Annotated in this window: 13 protein-coding genes; 8 read left to right on the forward strand and 5 right to left on the reverse strand. The window is 34.7% G+C overall.

All coding sequences use genetic code 11. The features are described from left to right. Positions 1-320 precede the first annotated feature (320 nt). Positions 321-1295, forward strand: a complete 975-nt coding sequence (locus tag BAZO_RS14490) for a proline dehydrogenase family protein (protein WP_003332360.1) — start codon at positions 321-323, stop codon at positions 1293-1295. A 43-nt stretch (positions 1296-1338) separates the two neighbouring features. On the opposite strand, the gene BAZO_RS14495 is transcribed toward BAZO_RS14490, so the two are convergent. After that, the gene (locus BAZO_RS14495) at positions 1339-1626 is read right to left on the reverse strand and encodes a YxcD family protein (RefSeq protein WP_003332361.1); all 288 of its coding nucleotides are present in this window, start codon (positions 1624-1626) and stop codon (positions 1339-1341) included. After that, on the reverse strand, positions 1614-2069 hold the full coding sequence (locus tag BAZO_RS14500; RefSeq protein WP_003332362.1) for a hypothetical protein: 456 nt from the start codon (positions 2067-2069) through the stop codon (positions 1614-1616). Before BAZO_RS14500 ends, BAZO_RS14495 begins: the two co-directional genes overlap by 13 nt. 213 nt (positions 2070-2282) lie before the next feature. Here BAZO_RS14500 and ftsH point away from each other — a divergent pair, with 213 nt between their 5' ends. From ftsH to BAZO_RS14515, 3 genes are all read left to right on the forward strand, one after another. Beyond that, positions 2283-4100, forward strand: a complete 1818-nt coding sequence (gene ftsH, locus BAZO_RS14505) for an ATP-dependent zinc metalloprotease FtsH (RefSeq protein WP_003332363.1) — start codon at positions 2283-2285, stop codon at positions 4098-4100. Positions 4101-4319: 219 nt separating this feature from the next. Continuing rightward, positions 4320-4796, forward strand: a complete 477-nt coding sequence (locus BAZO_RS14510) for a YjdJ family protein (RefSeq protein ID WP_003332364.1) — start codon at positions 4320-4322, stop codon at positions 4794-4796. A 105-nt stretch (positions 4797-4901) separates the two neighbouring features. Then, positions 4902-5666, forward strand: a complete 765-nt coding sequence (locus BAZO_RS14515; RefSeq protein ID WP_003332366.1) for an enoyl-CoA hydratase-related protein — start codon at positions 4902-4904, stop codon at positions 5664-5666. 45 nt (positions 5667-5711) lie between these two features. Here BAZO_RS14515 and BAZO_RS14520 read toward each other — a convergent pair whose 3' ends face one another. Beyond that, positions 5712-6617, reverse strand: coding sequence for a TetR/AcrR family transcriptional regulator (locus BAZO_RS14520; RefSeq protein WP_003332367.1), 906 nt, complete (start codon positions 6615-6617; stop codon positions 5712-5714). 189 nt (positions 6618-6806) lie between these two features. Between BAZO_RS14520 and BAZO_RS14525 the strand changes: the two genes are divergently transcribed. The 4 genes from BAZO_RS14525 to BAZO_RS14540 all read left to right on the forward strand — a co-directional run bounded on the left by BAZO_RS14525 (position 6807) and on the right by BAZO_RS14540 (position 12572). After that, complete coding sequence (locus BAZO_RS14525; RefSeq protein WP_003332368.1) at positions 6807-8345, forward strand: DHA2 family efflux MFS transporter permease subunit; 1539 nt, start codon at positions 6807-6809, stop codon at positions 8343-8345. 510 nt (positions 8346-8855) lie between these two features. Next, the gene (gene dctA / locus BAZO_RS14530) at positions 8856-10127 is read left to right on the forward strand and encodes a C4-dicarboxylate transporter DctA (protein ID WP_003332369.1); all 1272 of its coding nucleotides are present in this window, start codon (positions 8856-8858) and stop codon (positions 10125-10127) included. 128 nt (positions 10128-10255) lie between these two features. After that, complete coding sequence (dcuS, locus tag BAZO_RS14535; RefSeq protein WP_003332370.1) at positions 10256-11881, forward strand: DcuS/MalK family sensor histidine kinase; 1626 nt, start codon at positions 10256-10258, stop codon at positions 11879-11881. Next, positions 11859-12572: a response regulator gene (locus tag BAZO_RS14540; RefSeq protein ID WP_003332371.1), complete on the forward strand. Its 714-nt coding sequence runs from the start codon at positions 11859-11861 to the stop codon at positions 12570-12572. The genes dcuS and BAZO_RS14540 overlap by 23 nt, the downstream gene beginning before the upstream one ends. 305 nt (positions 12573-12877) lie before the next feature. Here BAZO_RS14540 and BAZO_RS14545 read toward each other — a convergent pair whose 3' ends face one another. Then, positions 12878-13486, reverse strand: a complete 609-nt coding sequence (locus BAZO_RS14545; protein WP_003332372.1) for a copper amine oxidase N-terminal domain-containing protein — start codon at positions 13484-13486, stop codon at positions 12878-12880. A gap of 356 nt (positions 13487-13842) precedes the next feature. After that, positions 13843-17055, reverse strand: coding sequence for a VWA domain-containing protein (locus BAZO_RS21270; RefSeq protein WP_003332373.1), 3213 nt, complete (start codon positions 17053-17055; stop codon positions 13843-13845). Positions 17056-17089 lie beyond the last annotated feature (34 nt).

Here is a 17089-nt window from a genome sequence, read left to right on the forward strand (position 1 = left end):
AGGAAACTTGAATTGCGTTAGCAATTCCTAGTTGACTTATCGTAGGGAGGAGACCTGAAGTTTGCAAGGCGATTGGCGCTGGAGCTAGACAGTGGTGTAACAAAGGCAACTATACACATAGTTGCCTCTTCATTTGGTCTAAAGTAATATTGTGAATTCTCCACAAAAAATGACAGATATTTTGGTTGATTGTTACAAAGAAATTTCAAGTAAAATTTAATATAATAATAAGTGAAATATAAACTCTGGTTGACAACGGAGAAAATTGTCGAATATCGGGTTCATATATTCGAAAAAATTACGGTGGAGGGGTAATCGCTATGTTATTAAAAGATTTTTTCATTGGTCTTTCTCAAAATCAATTTTTAAATAGTGCTGCTAAAAAGTATGGATTAAAAATGGGGGCACAAAGTGTCGTAGCGGGTACAAATATTCCTGAAGTAATCAAAAGTATTAAAGAGCTAAATGCGCATGGCATTTCTTGTACGGTAGATAATCTAGGCGAATTTGTTTATCAAAAAGAAGAAGCAACTGAGGCAAAAAATAATATTCTTGCTGTAATCGAAGCTATCCACGAAAATAATGTAGACGCTCACATTTCATTAAAACCAACACAATTGGGATTAGACATTGATTATGATTTCGCACTGCTAAATCTTAAGGAAATCCTAGAAAAAGCAAGCGGTTACAATATGTTTGTTAACTTTGACATTGAGGATTCAGGGCACTTACAGCCTGCTTATGACATTCTTGATGAGCTAACGAGGGAATTTGATAACGTTGGAACGGTTATTCAGGCCTATTTCCACCGTGCGCAGGAATTTGTTGAAAAATATAAAGATATGCGTGTACGTATTGTAAAAGGTGCTTATAAAGAGCCTGCAGAGCTTGCATACCAAGATAAAAAAGAGATTGATGCTAACTTTATTCGTATTACAGAGTGGCATCTATTAAATGGAAAGTTCACTTCCATCGCCACACATGATCACCATATTATCAATCATTTGAAAAAGTTTATTAAACAAAACAATATACCTAAAGATAAATACGAATTCCAAATGTTATATGGCTTCAGAAGAGAGCTGCAATTAGAGCTTGCCAAAGAGGGCTATAACTTCTGTACGTATGTACCATTTGGTAAGGACTGGTATGGTTATTTCATGAGACGTCTTGCTGAAAGACCTCAAAATTTAAACCTTGTTGCCAAAACAGTATTTAATAAGAAAACAAATACAGTGTTGGGCTTAACAGCAGGTGCCTTTATTTTAGGAAGAATGTCAAAGAAGAAAAAATAAGAAAAGAAAACGAAGCCCCGTTTTGATTGAAACGGGGCTCCTTTTAATTAATTAATGCAATAATACCTTCTTCATCATCAAGAACCAACTGAATGCCTGCATATGGATCTCTGTTTAAAAACTCCTCAAGCCATAATCGCAAAGCTTCAATTAAATTTCCGTGGGTAAGTACTTGCTTTCGGTCATTTACAAAAACTTCTGCAGAAAAGCCATAGTCATCATCAAACATTAGTTCAACTTCAACATCTTCCGGTTTGACTTGCCTTTTCCGAGCGATATAAACGCAGGTCGCATTGATAATATCCTGCTCTCCAAGTACTAGCTCCGCCATGGATTAACATCCTCTTTTTTCTTTTTGTTTTTGAAGTAAGTAAATATACCACGAACTAGTGAAATTAATACAATAATGGCTAGTACATTAATCATCAAACCAAGGATCTCACCTAAAAATCCCATGTTACCGAATAAGCCGCCAAATAGTAAACCGGCAAGACCACCAATCATTAAGCCCTTCATTAAACCGCCTGAGAAAAATCCGCCTTTTTTCTGTGTATTTGGTGTAGCAGTAGATTTATTGGTTGTGTTTTGATCTGCTTTTTTGTTTTGAAACAAGGAATTGTTGTTTTTCTGTGTGTTGTTATTGAAGTTAAATCCTTTCTTACCTGAACTATACCTTTTGGCGTCAACCGTTGTAGGTTGGTCTTGGAAAATAGCTGTTCCAATCGGCGTAAACAAAAGTGCTGCAGTAATCACAGCTGCGAATAATTTTTTCATTTAATAAATTCCCTCCGTATTTCTTTTTTAATAGTTATATTTCATTCTATAGTATTTACGTTGGAAAATAAAATAAGTTTCACTTATGAATTATTTTTTTTATATACAAGATTTGTAAAAGGGTTCACATAAAGTACAAGTTTTTTGTGAGGTTTAGACTATTAAAAGTGTTAAAATATGGGTTAAAGAAAAGGCTTGAAGGGAGAACCAATAATGAAAGTACAAAGAAATTCTCGGAAGCCCATGATTTATTATTTCCTGATTGCAATGAGTGTTGTTATGCTTCTGAACGCATTTATCATGCCGCTGATTACGGAACAAAAAATAACGGAAGTTGATTATGGGACATTTTTAACAAAAATTGAGAAGGGGGATATTAAAGCGGTAAAGATTTTGCCCAATCAAATCACTTTTACTGCTAGTAACGAACAAGGAAATGAAGCTGCTTTTGTGACGGGACGTATGGATGATCCAGATTTAGTGAACCGTCTGTATAAAGCCAAAGTCCCTTTTACCTCCACGATTCAAAGCGATAATTCCTCTTTCATCAATTTTATTTTAACTTGGATCCTCCCACTGATTCTTTTTATTTGGATCAGCCAAATTTTCATTAGGAAAATGCAAACGAAGGTAGGAGGGGGAAATCGTACATTAAGTATTGGGAAAAGTAATGCCAGAATTTATGTGAAAGCAGAAACAGGGAAATCCTTTAAAGATGTCGCTGGTCAGGATGAAGCTAAAGAAGCATTGCAGGAAATCGTTGATTTTTTACATAATCCAACGAAGTATAAATTTATTGGCGCTAAGATTCCGAAGGGGGTTTTATTAGTGGGACCTCCAGGTACTGGGAAAACATTGCTTGCAAAAGCATTAGCAGGCGAATCCAAGGTACCATTTTTCTCGATATCTGGTTCTGAATTTGTGGAAATGTTTGTCGGAATGGGGGCTGCGAGAGTCAGGGATTTATTCAAACAGGCGCAGGAAAAAGCACCTTGCATTGTTTTTATTGATGAAATTGATGCAATCGGTAAAAGCCGAAATTCCATTGGGATTAGCAGCAATGATGAGAGGGAGCAAACATTAAATCAACTTTTGTCCGAGATGGATGGGTTTGATGCCGGTAAAGGTGTCGTTATTTTAGCAGCTACGAATCGACCGGAAACCCTTGATAAAGCACTGCTTAGACCTGGTAGGTTTGACCGTAGAATCCCGGTGGAATTACCGGATTTGCAGGGACGTGAAGCGATTTTGAAAGTCCATGCCGGCAAGGTAAGAATGGGAGACGATATTGATTTACATGCAATTGCAAGAGCAACACCAGGTGCGTCTGGGGCGGATTTGGCCAATATTATTAATGAGGGTGCATTGAGAGCGGTTAAAGAAGGCCGTCATCACGTAAACCAAAGTGACCTCGAGGAGTCTGTAGAGGTCGTTATTGCTGGATATCAGAGAAAAAATGCCGTGATTCCGATGAAAGATAAATTAACGATTGCCTATCACGAAATAGGCCATGCTCTAGTTGCGGCCAAACAAAACCACTCAGCACCCGTTCATAAAATAACGATTATTCCGAGAACCTCGGGGTCGTTGGGTTATACGATGCAGGTGGAGGAAGGGGAACAAGTACTGCTTACAAAAGAGCAAGTCATGGATAAAATCACCACCTACATGGGCGGCCGAGCTGCGGAAGAGATTGTTTTTAATACGATCACTTCAGGTGCAGCGAATGACATCCAACAGGCGACTAGGATAGCCAGAGATATGGTGACAAGATTTGGTATGAGTGACGAATTCGATATGATGGCTTTAGAAACGGTAAACAATCCTTACTTAGGTAGCGATACTACTCTGTTAGTATCTCCTGAGACATCCGCGAAAATAGATGCGGAAGTACTAAAAATTATTAAAATTGCTCATCAAAGGGCTATTGAAATACTTGAAGAAAATAAAGATAAACTACATGAATTGGCAAAATACTTGGTGGAGAAGGAAACGATCACTGGGGGAGAATTTATGGAGTTTTTAGCTTAAAAAGCAATCGCTGAATCTATGGGCTCCAATTCATAGATTTGGCGATTTTTTTGAATAAAATTATAATATTGCATATTGACTTAAATTACCGGAGTGGAGACTATAAGATGAGATATTAAGTAAAACACAGTAGGATCCATAAATGGTATATTCAGGTAAGTAAGGCAATTTGCGGTGTAATTGTAAAAATGATTAATTAAAAAAAGAGAGTGATTTATTATGGTTTATATTTTACAATATTGTATTTTTATTACCCTATTTCTTTTTTTTACACTATTGGCTTGGTATGAGGGTAGTGCACTATTGGACGTACAATGGGAGTGGAAATATACTGCCTTTTTTTCAAATGTTATAAATGGAGCTATTAAAAAAGAATCGGATATTTCACAATTAGATTTTTTTTTATATGCTGCAAAATTTAGACCAGTATTCCCCATATTTATGGTCCTCACTTTAAGTTATATAGTAACCATATCAGCAAAGTTAGTTTTAAAAAACAGTTATAAAAAATTAATACTTTTTTATAGTCTTTTTGGGTTGCTTTTCTTTTTTCTAACTGTTTTCGTTTCTGATTCACCGACAATCGGAGGAAAATATTTTACTATTCTTTTTATCATTTTATCAATCATTAATTTTACAATATCGCTTTATCACTACATATTTAGAGTAAGAGGTATGGACAATACCAAAATGTGATAATGTTGCTGTTGACTAAAGTTGGCTGAACATTCAAACTATAATTATGACAGCAAGAAATTAGCAAGGGTTTTTGATAAAATCACTAAATGGGGGAGTTGGAGGATGGAGTTTTTATCAGTAAGACAAACAGAGGACATTGCTTATATTACTTTGGAAAATATTAAAGAGTTTAACACTTTAACATTGCAGGTTCTTCGTGAAATGGATCAATTGTTAAAAGAAATTGGTACGAAAAGAGAAGTAAAAGTCGTTGTGATCGAGGGATCTGAGCGAGTATTTTGTGCTGGACATAGCTTAAAAGAAATTGAAGCAAAAAATGAAACGGAAGTATTGGCGCTTTTCCGAGAATGTTCGACGATGATGCGGACGTTACGCGAGATTCCGCAGATCGTTATTTCAAAAGTTCGCAGTGCAGCTGTAGCTGCCGGATGTCAATTAGTTGCCGCTAGTGACTTAGCGGTTGCTAGTGATGTCGCGAAATTTTCAACACCTGGAATAAATAGCGGGCTATTCTGCAGTACGCCAGCTGTATTTTTAAGTAGAAATATTGGACGGAAAAAGGCTGTAGAATTACTATTCACTGGTAATTTCATGTCAGCACAAGAGGCGCTGTTGCATGGCCTAGTCAATAAAGTTGTCCCGGTTGAGGAGTTAGATGCCGAAACGGAAAAACTGGCTAAAGATATTACGAAACAAAGCCTAAACATTATCGAAATAGGAAAGCGTCAGTTTTACCAACAAATTAATATGGAAGATTTCCAAGCCTTAAATTATTCAACAGAAGTTATTTCTTTAAATAGTAAACATCCAGATGCCCAAGAAGGAATCCGTGCTTTTATTGAAAAAAGAAAGCCAGTTTGGGATTGAAAGAGAAAAACCGGAGTATGAGTCATAAACATACTCCGGTTTATTTTATATTTTTTCGGCATTTTCACCGGGGGCTAAATATTCCAAGACAAGCTTTTCAAATAATTGCATTTCCTCGTTTTCTGAAAGCGCAATGTCTGTTTTTAATGAATGAAGTGCACTCTCTATAAGAAATTTCCGAGGTTCACGTGAATGCAGTACTTCATCTAAAACAAAGTTAAGAAATTCAAGTGGTTTCGTTTGATCCTTACCATCATTTAAGGTCATTTTAATTTGTAAAACGGTGTGATAAAGTTTTTCCTTTAAAGTCTTATCTGTTTTATTGCTTGGCAGCCAGTTTTCTAATATTTCGGGTCTTATTAACTGATCTTCTGCTGCCGAAACCTCCTCGACGATTTTTACAATCCGCTCTACACTGTATCGAACAATCCTCTGAATACTGGTGTTTTCCTCTTCATAAGCCATTGCGTTAAATTTAAAGTTATGTTGGAGAATTCCTAAAAACATAATTGCGCAATCTAATAAATAAGGTTTTTTCTCGTCCCCAAAAAGATCAAGAAATCGAGTATATACCCAATCGATGAACAGGAAGTTGCCACGTTTCATGAAGTTGTTGAGTTCAGGATCATTTAAGACAAGCACTTCTTGAAATAGAGACAATAGTTTATTTCTTTTGTTCGTATTCATATGTAATTCAACTTGTTTTATAAAAACCTTAACATCAGAGGGGTCTTGGCCAATGAGCAATTCATTTCTCTCTTGTTCGAGTTTTTTAAAAATGGATTTAAATAATGCCATTAATAATTCACTTTTTGAGGAAAAATAATTATAAAATGTTCCCTTCGAGATCCCGCTGCTTTCTAAGATATCTTGAATAGATGTAGCTTGATATCCTTTTTCAATAAATAATTGATGAGCAATATTTAATACTTTTTGTTTCCTAATGTTCATAATTATCACCCGGAATTTTATTGGACTGCTTGTATAAAAATCATAGTACATTAATTTTTCGAAATATACAAACCTTTTAAAATAGGGAGTATTTATCAATTGAAATATTTAAACTTATGGTATAAGATATAGTTCATCTGAAATGTAAGTATAAATAATTGAACTTAGTGTTCATAGGAGGAAAGATCAATGAATCAAGACGTTAAAGAGACACATCGTCCACCCTATGGGATAATTTCAGTCTTAATGATTGGAGCATTTATCGCATTTTTAAATAATACATTATTAAACATTGCCTTACCTTCCATTATGACAGAATTAAAAATTGAGCCGGCAACTGTGCAATGGTTATCAACAGGATTTATGTTAGTAAACGGGATTCTAATTCCAACTACTGCATTTTTAATTGAAAAATATTCGGTACGCCGCTTGTTTTTAGTGGCAATGGGGTTGTTCACAATTGGGACTATCATTGCCGGTGTAGCCCACGTCTTCCCGATTTTATTAACCGGTCGTATGGTTCAAGCAGCAGGGTCGGCCATTATGATGCCGCTTCTAATGAATGTCATGTTAGTAAGCTTCCCAGTAGAAAAAAGAGGAGCAGCGATGGGCGTGTTTGGTCTAATATTAATGGCCGCACCAGCGATTGGTCCAACATTATCAGGTTGGATCATCGAACATTATGATTGGAGAATGCTTTTCCATTTCGTTACACCCATTGCAGCCGCAGTATTAATAATTGGATTTTTCTTGCTTAAGGATAAAAAAGAAAAGGTTAATATCCGCCTCGATGTCGTATCACTTTTATTATCAAGCATCGGTTTTGGCGGTTTAATGTATGGTTTTAGTTCTGCCGGGAATAAAGGCTGGGATAGCCCGCAAGTGTATGGAACAATTATAGTTGGAATTATTTCATTCGTTTCCTTTGTTATTTTGCAATCAAAAAAAGAGCGTCCGATGCTAAACTTCTCTATATTTAAATATCCAATGTTTGCTTTATCATCTGCCATTACAATGGTTATCAATATGGCGATGTTTTCCGGAATGATTCTTTTACCAATCTATGTGCAAACACTACGTGGAATCTCTCCAATGGATGCAGGGTTAATGCTTCTTCCAGGAGCATTAGTAATGGCCTTTATGTCTCCTATCACTGGGAAATTATTTGATCGGTTTGGCGGCCGTATATTAGCTGTAATAGGGCTTACTATTTTAACGGTAACAACCTATTATTTCAGCAAATTAACGTTGGAAACCGGGTATACGCACTTAATGATCTTACATGCGATAAGGATGTTCGGCATGTCTATGGTCATGATGCCTGTATCAACAAATGGCTTAAATCAATTACCGGCTCGTTTCTACCCACATGGTACAGCGATGAACAACACGTTAAACCAAGTGTCAGGCGCTATTGGAACTGCACTATTAATTACAATTATGACGAATAAGACAGAATCAACTGCAACGAAACTTACACAAGAAGCTATGAGTCATGCAAGTGCAACAGGAGGTCAACAAACTGGGGCTGCAATAGCGGCTATTAAACAACAAATTGCAGCGCAAGCGATGTTGGAAGGAATTAATTTTGCTTTCTTAGTAGCGACTATTTTCTCTGTTATTGCCCTTGTCCTTGCTTTATTTATCAAAAGGGCAACACCAGCAAAAGACCCAATCGAGCAAAAAGCGACTTCTCCAAAAGTTGCACCTAAATTAGCGGAAAATTAATTATGAAAATTACTTCAAAGTGAGAGGCTGCATGATGGGCCTCTTCTTTTTCGTTTTCAAGCCTAGAATGGCCTGCTTAAATAACTTTCAAAAGCCCCTATTATAAACAAAAATATCACTTGAACCTTCCAAGAATATACGATTTTGGTCAATAAGTTTTTTGGTTGCTCCGCGTTTCTGATATACTATACTATTTCATTCCGCCAATTGTTATATAACATATTAAAGGTAAAAAACCTTTTAAAATCAACTATTACCGATCAATTTTCAGTTGGTGTACTAATAGAAAACGCCTACCTGTATACACCCTTTTGAATAGTAAAAATAATAAGAGTAAATAGATTATTTTTGAATATAACTCTTAATTTAATTACAAAATTATTTTATATAGTTACAAAATATATCAAAATCCGACAATAGTTCATATAATGTTCACATAAAGACAAAATGATTACGCTTTCAATTAATGAAATCTTTCTAAGAATTTTAAGAATAAGAAGGGGTGGAAAAATGAAAAAGTTTTTAAATTTTAAGAGTTTAACATTTCAGGTTATTAGCGGTATTATCCTCGGTATTATTTGTGGAGCATTATTTCCAAAGTTCGGTGCAGAATTAAAGGTTTTAGCAGATATTTTTATTAAAATGATTAAAATGATCATCGCACCAATCATCTTCCTAACAATCGTTGTTGGTATTGCTGGTATGGGTGATATGAAGAAGCTTGGTCGTATCGGTGGTAAGGCATTACTTTACTTTGAAATCGTTTCAACCATTGCTTTGGCTATTGGTATCACAGTTGCAAACGTTTTTAAACCAGGTAAAGGCTTTGATACAAGTGCTGCTTCAGCAGATGCTGTTGCCCAATATACGAAAGCTGCAGAAGAGACAAGCCATGGCTTAATGAACTTTATCTTATCGATTATTCCTGATACATTTTTAGGTGCTTTTACAAATGGTCAATTATTGCCGGTATTATTCGTTGCTATTCTTTTTGGAATTGCTCTTGCTCAATTAGGTGAAAAAGGACAGCCAATTTTAAACTTTTTTGAAAAAATTTCAGAAGTTATGTTCGGTATCGTAAACATTATTATGAAGGTTTCTCCAATTGGGGCATTTGGTGCCATGGCTTATACAATTGGTAACTTCGGTCTAGGTTCTCTAGTTTACCTTGGTAAGTTAATGGGTTCTGTTTATACAACTATGTTCCTATTTATCGTCCTAGTTCTTGGTGCAATTGCTAAGTTTTATAAATTCAATATTTTTAAATTCATTGCTTATATAAAAGAAGAAATTTTCCTAGTAGTCGGTACTTCTTCATCTGAATCCGCTTTACCACCAATGATGAAAAAGCTTGAAAAATACGGTTGCTCAAAATCAGTAGTAGGTCTTGTTCTTCCGACTGGTTATTCTTTCAACCTTGATGGAACATCTATTTACTTATCAATGGCAGCATTATTTATCGCACAGGCCTTTGGTGTGGATCTATCATTAGGTGATCAGTTATTGCTTCTTGGTGTGTTAATGTTAACTTCTAAAGGTGCGGCTGGTGTAACTGGTTCAGGTTTCGTAACTTTAGCTGCAACTTTAGCAGTGTTCCCATCAGTACCAGTTGCAGGTCTAGCGTTAATTCTAGGTGTTGACCGCTTCATGTCAGAAGCTCGTGCCGTTACGAACTTAATTGGTAATGGTGTGGCAACAGTAATCGTTTCTAAGATGGAAGGAGAGTTCACTCCACAATTACAAGGGGTTCCTTCAAAGAAAGACGAGGAAGTTTCAGCTTAATATAATTCAGCATAATAGAATATAGGAAATATCGATTGCAAAGGCTGTTCTACTAGAATAGCCTTTTTTGCATTATAATAGAAATATTGGAATCGGAAATACGACCATGCAATTATTGGAGTGAGTTTATGTTTTTGCGAAAACTGAAGCTAAGTACGATGATTACTGCGCTAGTCTGTCTAGTTGTCCTCGTCTCGTTGCTCATTACTGATATATTATTTAATTCAACTATTAAAGATACTATTGAGGAAAATCTGGAAGAGCGAGCAATCATTCTTTCTAATATTGTCGCAAGGTCAGACGAGGTCATTAATGGATTAAAAAATGAAGAACATGTTGACGATATTCAGGAATATGCCAATGAGATTCTAGAGGCAACGAACGTTCTGTATGTTGTAGTTATGGATATGAACGGTATACGTTTATCGCACCCGATACCTGAGAGGATTGGTGGGCTCTATAGTACAGAGGATCACAAGGCAGTGTTACACGGAAAGCAATATGTTTCTGTTTCTAAGGGTACGATGGGGAATTCTTTAAAAGCATTTACTCCTATTTATGATGAAAATAAGGTACAAATTGGGGCGGTTTCAGTAGGAATTTCTTTAGAACGAATTGATGATGCTGTCAATCAGGGACGTAAGAACATCCTTATTGCAACAAATTTTGGTTTATTAGTAGGGATTGTTTGCGCCTATTTTGTGGCAAGGTTTATTAAACAAATATTGTTTGGGCTTGAACCCCTCGCGATTGCAAAAATCCTTGAGGAACGTAATACCATGCTGCAATCTGTTCGTGAAGGGGTTATTGCAGTTGACCAAGAATCTAAGATTACTCTCGTCAATAAATCAGCAAAACGGATATTTAAGAAGGCTGGTTTGTCTAAAATTCCAATCGGTTTGTCGATTCATGACTATATGCCATCGTTTAATGTCGAGAACGTTCTGAAAACGGGGAAGTCCGAGTTGGATGAGGAATATACTATAAATGGCGTGTCCATTCTATTAAATAAAGTACCTCTTATTGTAAATAAAGAAGTTGTTGGTGCGATTGCAACTTTTAGAGATAAGACAGAAATCAATCAATTGGCCGAGCAGTTGACAGGTGTTAAAGCTTATGCAGAAGCGCTGCGGGCCCAATCCCATGAATTTATGAACAAGCTTCACGTCATCCTCGGTATGGTCCGAATGGGCATGTATGAGCAGTTAACAATGTTTATCAATACACTCGTAGATCATCGCAATCATGAAGTGGGAAATGTAACTAAAAATATCAAGGACCCAGCATTGGCCGGTTTCATAATGGGTAAACTTAGTTATGCCAGAGAGAAAAAAGTAGACTTGTCCATTGAAATTGAGACAGTTCTACCTGAACCGAAAAGTTTAAGCGCAACCCATGAAATTATTACTATTTTGGGGAACCTAATTGATAACGCGATAGAAGCGATGGAGGACTCTACGACAAAAGAGATAGAAGTTTTACTAAACTACTTCCATAACTCTTTGAAAATTATTGTTACAGATACTGGTCCTGGCATTTCGAAGGATGTTACCCGGCATGTCTTTGACAAAGGCTTCTCAACGAAAGGACAAAACAGGGGCTATGGGCTATACTTAATACGGCAAAGTGTTGACCGGCTGGGCGGAGAAATCAATGTCCATACAAGATTAAATAATGGAACAGAATTCATTGTTGTAGTACCTTTTGAAATGAAAAAAGGGGATGATGCTCATGATCAGAGTTCTAATAGTTGAAGATGATCCTATGGTTGCAGAAATTAATAAGAGGTATTTGGAGGAAATTGCGGGTTTTACACTTGTAGGCTTAGCCCATTCTGTCAATGATGCTCTACCATATATTGATAGCGAACAAATCGATCTAGTTTTATTGGATGTATATATGCCGGGTAAAAGTGGGATCGATCTGCTAACCCATATAAGAGAGCAAGAAAAAAGTATTGATGTAATCTTGATTACAGCTGCATCAGATGTAGAGAAAGTACAAACAGCCTTACGATTTGGGGTTGTTGATTACTTAATAAAGCCATTTGAATTTGAACGGTTTAAAGCAGCCATCTCTTCTTACCGTGAACAATTTATGCTGCTACACAATCAACGTCATGTTAATCAAAAGGACATTGACGAAATGCTGCTAAGTAAGGAAGCGAAGCCAGCAGGAGCACCTATCCACTCTCTACCTAAAGGATTAACAAAAAGCACACTACAAATCGTTGTTTCGGCAATTGAAGAAATGGGAAAGACCCCATTTTCAACGGAAACGATTGCGGAAAAAACGGAAATTTCTAGGGTCTCAATCGGGAAATATTTGAAGTTTTTAAAAGAAATAAAGGTGTTGGAGGAGACAATTACATACGGAATTGGAAGACCTGTTTCTTTGTATATATATAAAGAAGTGAACCGTTCTATTCTAAATAATTTGTTATAGGGACAGGGGATGGTGCTCTGCTTCCTTCTTGTTATTTCGGGGGAATATTCCATAAGAGGATTTTGCCTCCTAAAGTAATTGGACATTACATTGGATAATACTTACAGCAAGTCTCTAAGCAGACACGAATGAACATCTGACTATTTCAAGAAGTGAGACTACATTCGTGTTTTTCCGCATAGAGACTTGGAATTCATTTAACAATTATTTTTGGTACGGTGTCCAATCATACTTGATCGCACTAATCACTTATGGAATAAATACTATTGCTAGAAAGGGGTATCCTAAAGAAATATTAATAATGGTCAAAGTGTAATATAAACTGAATTCGTTCCAATTTCTTTTTCAACTGTCTTATTGAATAGTTTACCAATCCATTCAATTGGAACAATAACCTCTGAATCCATTACTTGAGCAGGAACCTCCATTCTTATTTCTTTATTATTGTAATATGCAATACTTGAACCAATTTCTATTTCTAGTCTTTGCTCATCCTTAACTGCAATAATCTTATTATTTTCTTTATCCCATTCTGCTTCTGCACCAAAAATTAAAAATGTTAATTTGTAAGGGACTAAAGTATAATCTTTAGCTACTATTGGAACAAGATTAAATGTAACTTTGTCATCGTTAACATAGACAGTACGTGAAGTGTCTTTTACCAAATTAAGACTTTCTACTTCAGTAGTTATTGTAATTACATCTTCTGTTGTTACTTTTGATAATTCTTTAGTCTCCTCATAAATTAATGTGTCATCTTGTGTTTCCTTTTCATTAAAAGGCATAACCATCTCTAAATTATTAGGTAATTCATTAATTTTGGCTGAATCATTCAATACTTCTATTGCCGAAACCATAGAAGAATGGATAAAAACTAAGGCAATAAATAAACTAATCATAATTTTTAAATTCATAATTCTCCCCCTATATTAAATCAAATTAATTAATGTTAAATCTATTAACTAAACAAATATGGCGATAAAAGTAATCAGACAAATTGTTATTAATAAAAACAATTTTAAATTTTCCCTTTTGTCAATTTTTAATAGGTCACTAAAAAAATATAACACAGTAAATAATAATAAATTGGGACTAAGAGTCATTAGATAAAAATTTAAATAATCCCAAATTCCCCCTGATTTGATCTTTATTATCTCGTTAAATGTAATTCCTATAAAAACAAAAATATACAATGGGGATAAAAGAAGATTGAAAATGATATATGTTAGGTAAACTTTAATAAAATCTCCCCCATAAATAGCTTGATTTTTTATTTAATGTTTTCAATATAATCATAAAAATGGATTAAAGAATGAGCATTATTTGCATCAACTAGTCTTTTATCAAAGATTTCTTTTCTACTTTTAAGATTTTGATCCGTTGGAGCTACGTTATTTATAGCATCATTTAATTGAGCAGCAACATAAACTCTATTTTTATCAGAAATTTCTCCAATTTCTTCCTCATACTTTTGTATTGCGTCAACTAGAAATTGAAAATCGAAATCTGTTGGTGTTAAATTTTTGTAATAAAACGTATAACCCGCTCCTTCAGCACCAAGTTTAAATGCATCCTCATTTAAATGATGATCCAGAAGGTATAAAATATCAAAAGACATTGCATTATTAAAAATCTTATCATCATAACTAGAACTCGTAGCGACATTCAACGGGACTACTGGATTCCTTGAAGTATCAATATTTATCCCTATCTTTCGTAATGCTTTTGTTCCAAAAAATGGAGCTGCGTTGAATGTCCTTGTGTATTGATAATTTCCAATATTATTATTCTCTAAATGATAAGAAGCTACTTGTGCTAGCCACCCACCTAAAGAATGACCATTAATAAATATTTTTTTCTTTGGATACTTCTTAGCAATACTTTCTGCAAAACTTTTTGCATATGTCGCTTGCTTACTATTTCCTTCAAATAGTATTCCGTTAAGATTACCAAAAATCCAGTCGTTAATTAGATTTAGTGATAAAATATTATCTGAGCCTCTAAAAGTAATAACAATTTTATCTCCATGTAATACAGCAAATGCTCCAAACCCGCTATCAATCCAATTACTATCTTCGGCTTTAATCAAGTACCAATCATCAAGTTTATTTCCATAAGTATCACTTTCATAATGAAAGTTTCCATTATTAATCTGAGATCTTTTTGTATAAATGACATTTTTAAAATCTATACTTTTTGATTGAGTTCGGCTCATGCTTTCTAAATCATCTACATAAGATAGTTCTGACAACATTAATGCGTGCTCTGGTGTAAAATCATATACCAATGGATCATATTTAGTTCTTTGACTGCTTACTGAATTAATCGAAAATAGATTTATTGGGTCAGAATTATTATGTCTGACTTCATTAAAATCGCTTAATCCATCTCCATCTGTATCAATCACTGTAGGATCTGAGATCATTGTAAAATAAATTTTGTTTTCTAAACTTTTATATTGCACTAAAATTTCTTCACCATCTAATAATCCATCACCATCTGTATCACTATTATTTGGATCCGTTTTAAAGAGTGTCCCAGCTCCATTTCTTATTCCTTCAATTTCCAAGTAGTTAGGAATGCCATCTTTATCATCATCCAAAGTATAATCAACTGTATCACTAGCAGTATTTTTTAGTGCTTCTTCAAGTTTATTTGCATCTGTTGCAAAAAAGTACTTTCCACCTGTAGTTGTTGCAATTTTCTCCAGTAATGTTTTGTTTACCCCATTTCCTAATCCTACGGTATAGATACTTATTTTGTTTTCATTTGCAAGTTGTAAAACACTATCACTCCAAGATCCATCTCCATCTGTCAAAAAAATAATATACTTTGAATGATCTGTCTTACCGTTAGCCACTATTTCATCAATGGCTGCCTTAACACCATTATATAAATTTGTTCCTCCAGAACGATCAATAGAATCAATTACATCTTTTATTTCTTGTTTATTTGTTGTTAAATGTACAAGAATTTTAGCTGTATCATCAAAATCCACAACTGCAGCTCTATCAGCATCACTCAATTTCTCTACAAAGTCTTTTGTAGCTTGTTTTCTTAAATCATAAGGATCCATCCAACTCATACTACCGGAGGAATCAATAGAAAAAACTACTTCGATATTTTTAATCTGTCCATTTTGATCCAAATCCGGTGGTCTTATATCTTTTTCCCATGCTTTTTCATATTCTTTTCCATTTAATAAAATATACTTACTAAAATGATTAACCGTTCCGGTTACTGTTCTACTATTTGGATCATGAACTTGATTATTAATTTCCTCTAATCTTTGCTCTTCTTCATTAAAGTAGTATATTTTTGGCTCAAAATCTTCAGATATTAATGATGAATCATAGCTAAATACTATCGTTGCTTCAGAAAATTGTACATCCGTTTCAAATTCATAAGCTTCACCTAGATATCCTGGAATTTTTTCATTCAAAATTCCGTTTCCCTTTAAACTTGTAACTGTGGTGGTAGAGGCTTCTGAAGCTATTGTATTAAGAGTAACGCTGGCATTAACCATACTTTCACTATCTTCTATAATCGGGACCGTTGTAACAGGAATAACTTCATCACCATCGATTATTCCATTACCATCAGTATCAGTTAATGTAGGATTAAAACCTAGGTCTCCTTCTTCTCCGTCTGATAATTTATCATTATCAGTGTCATATTCAAATGGATTAGTTTTTTGATTTAATTCATCACTATCACTTAGTCCATCAAAATCCGTATCATATAAATTAGGGTCAGTACCTATTTCGAGTTCTTTTATATTTGAAAGATTGTCCCTATCCATATCTTCCTCTGAATCATTAATTCCGTTTTTATCAGAATCAATTATTAATGGATCAGTTCCAGTTGCAAAGATTTCATATTGATCTGGTAATCTATCTTCGTCCGTATCAGATTTTAAAGGATTAGTTTTATACATTAATACTTCTTCTCCATCACTTAAACCATCCTTATCAGTATCACTAATTGAAGGATTCGTACCAAGATTCATTTCCTCCTGATCTGTTAATCCATCATCATCGCTATCAGACATTGGATCTAATACTTTTATGATATATTCTTCACTTTCTGAAACGTAACGGCGATTTTCACTAGAAGGTTTTGGCCATAAAATTCTCACTTTAACTTTATGATCTCCAGGTTCACTGATTTTAGCAGTAAAGTTAAACTCAATTCGATCATTTGGTTTTAAATTCCCAAATATATAATGATCTAATTCGGTATTATCAATTAATAACGTAGCTACTAACCCCTTATTACCGGAGTAAGACGGGACATTTTGATAAATAACATTAATGTCAAATTCTTTATCTATAGTGGCATTTACTGGTAATTTTATTGTAGTGTTTGGAATATTGGGTGTTTCCTTTGTTTTACTTTGTGCAGACGTTGAAAGTGGATGAAAGATTGTTGTAAGAACTAATAAAATAATAATTAAAAGATTTCTATTTTTTAAGTTAACCAATTAAATCACTCCCTTATTATCCACTTTGCCATTT

Origin of the sequence: Schinkia azotoformans LMG 9581 (assembly GCF_000307855.1) — a bacterium.
GTDB lineage: Bacteria > Bacillota > Bacilli > Bacillales > Bacillaceae_J > Schinkia > Schinkia azotoformans.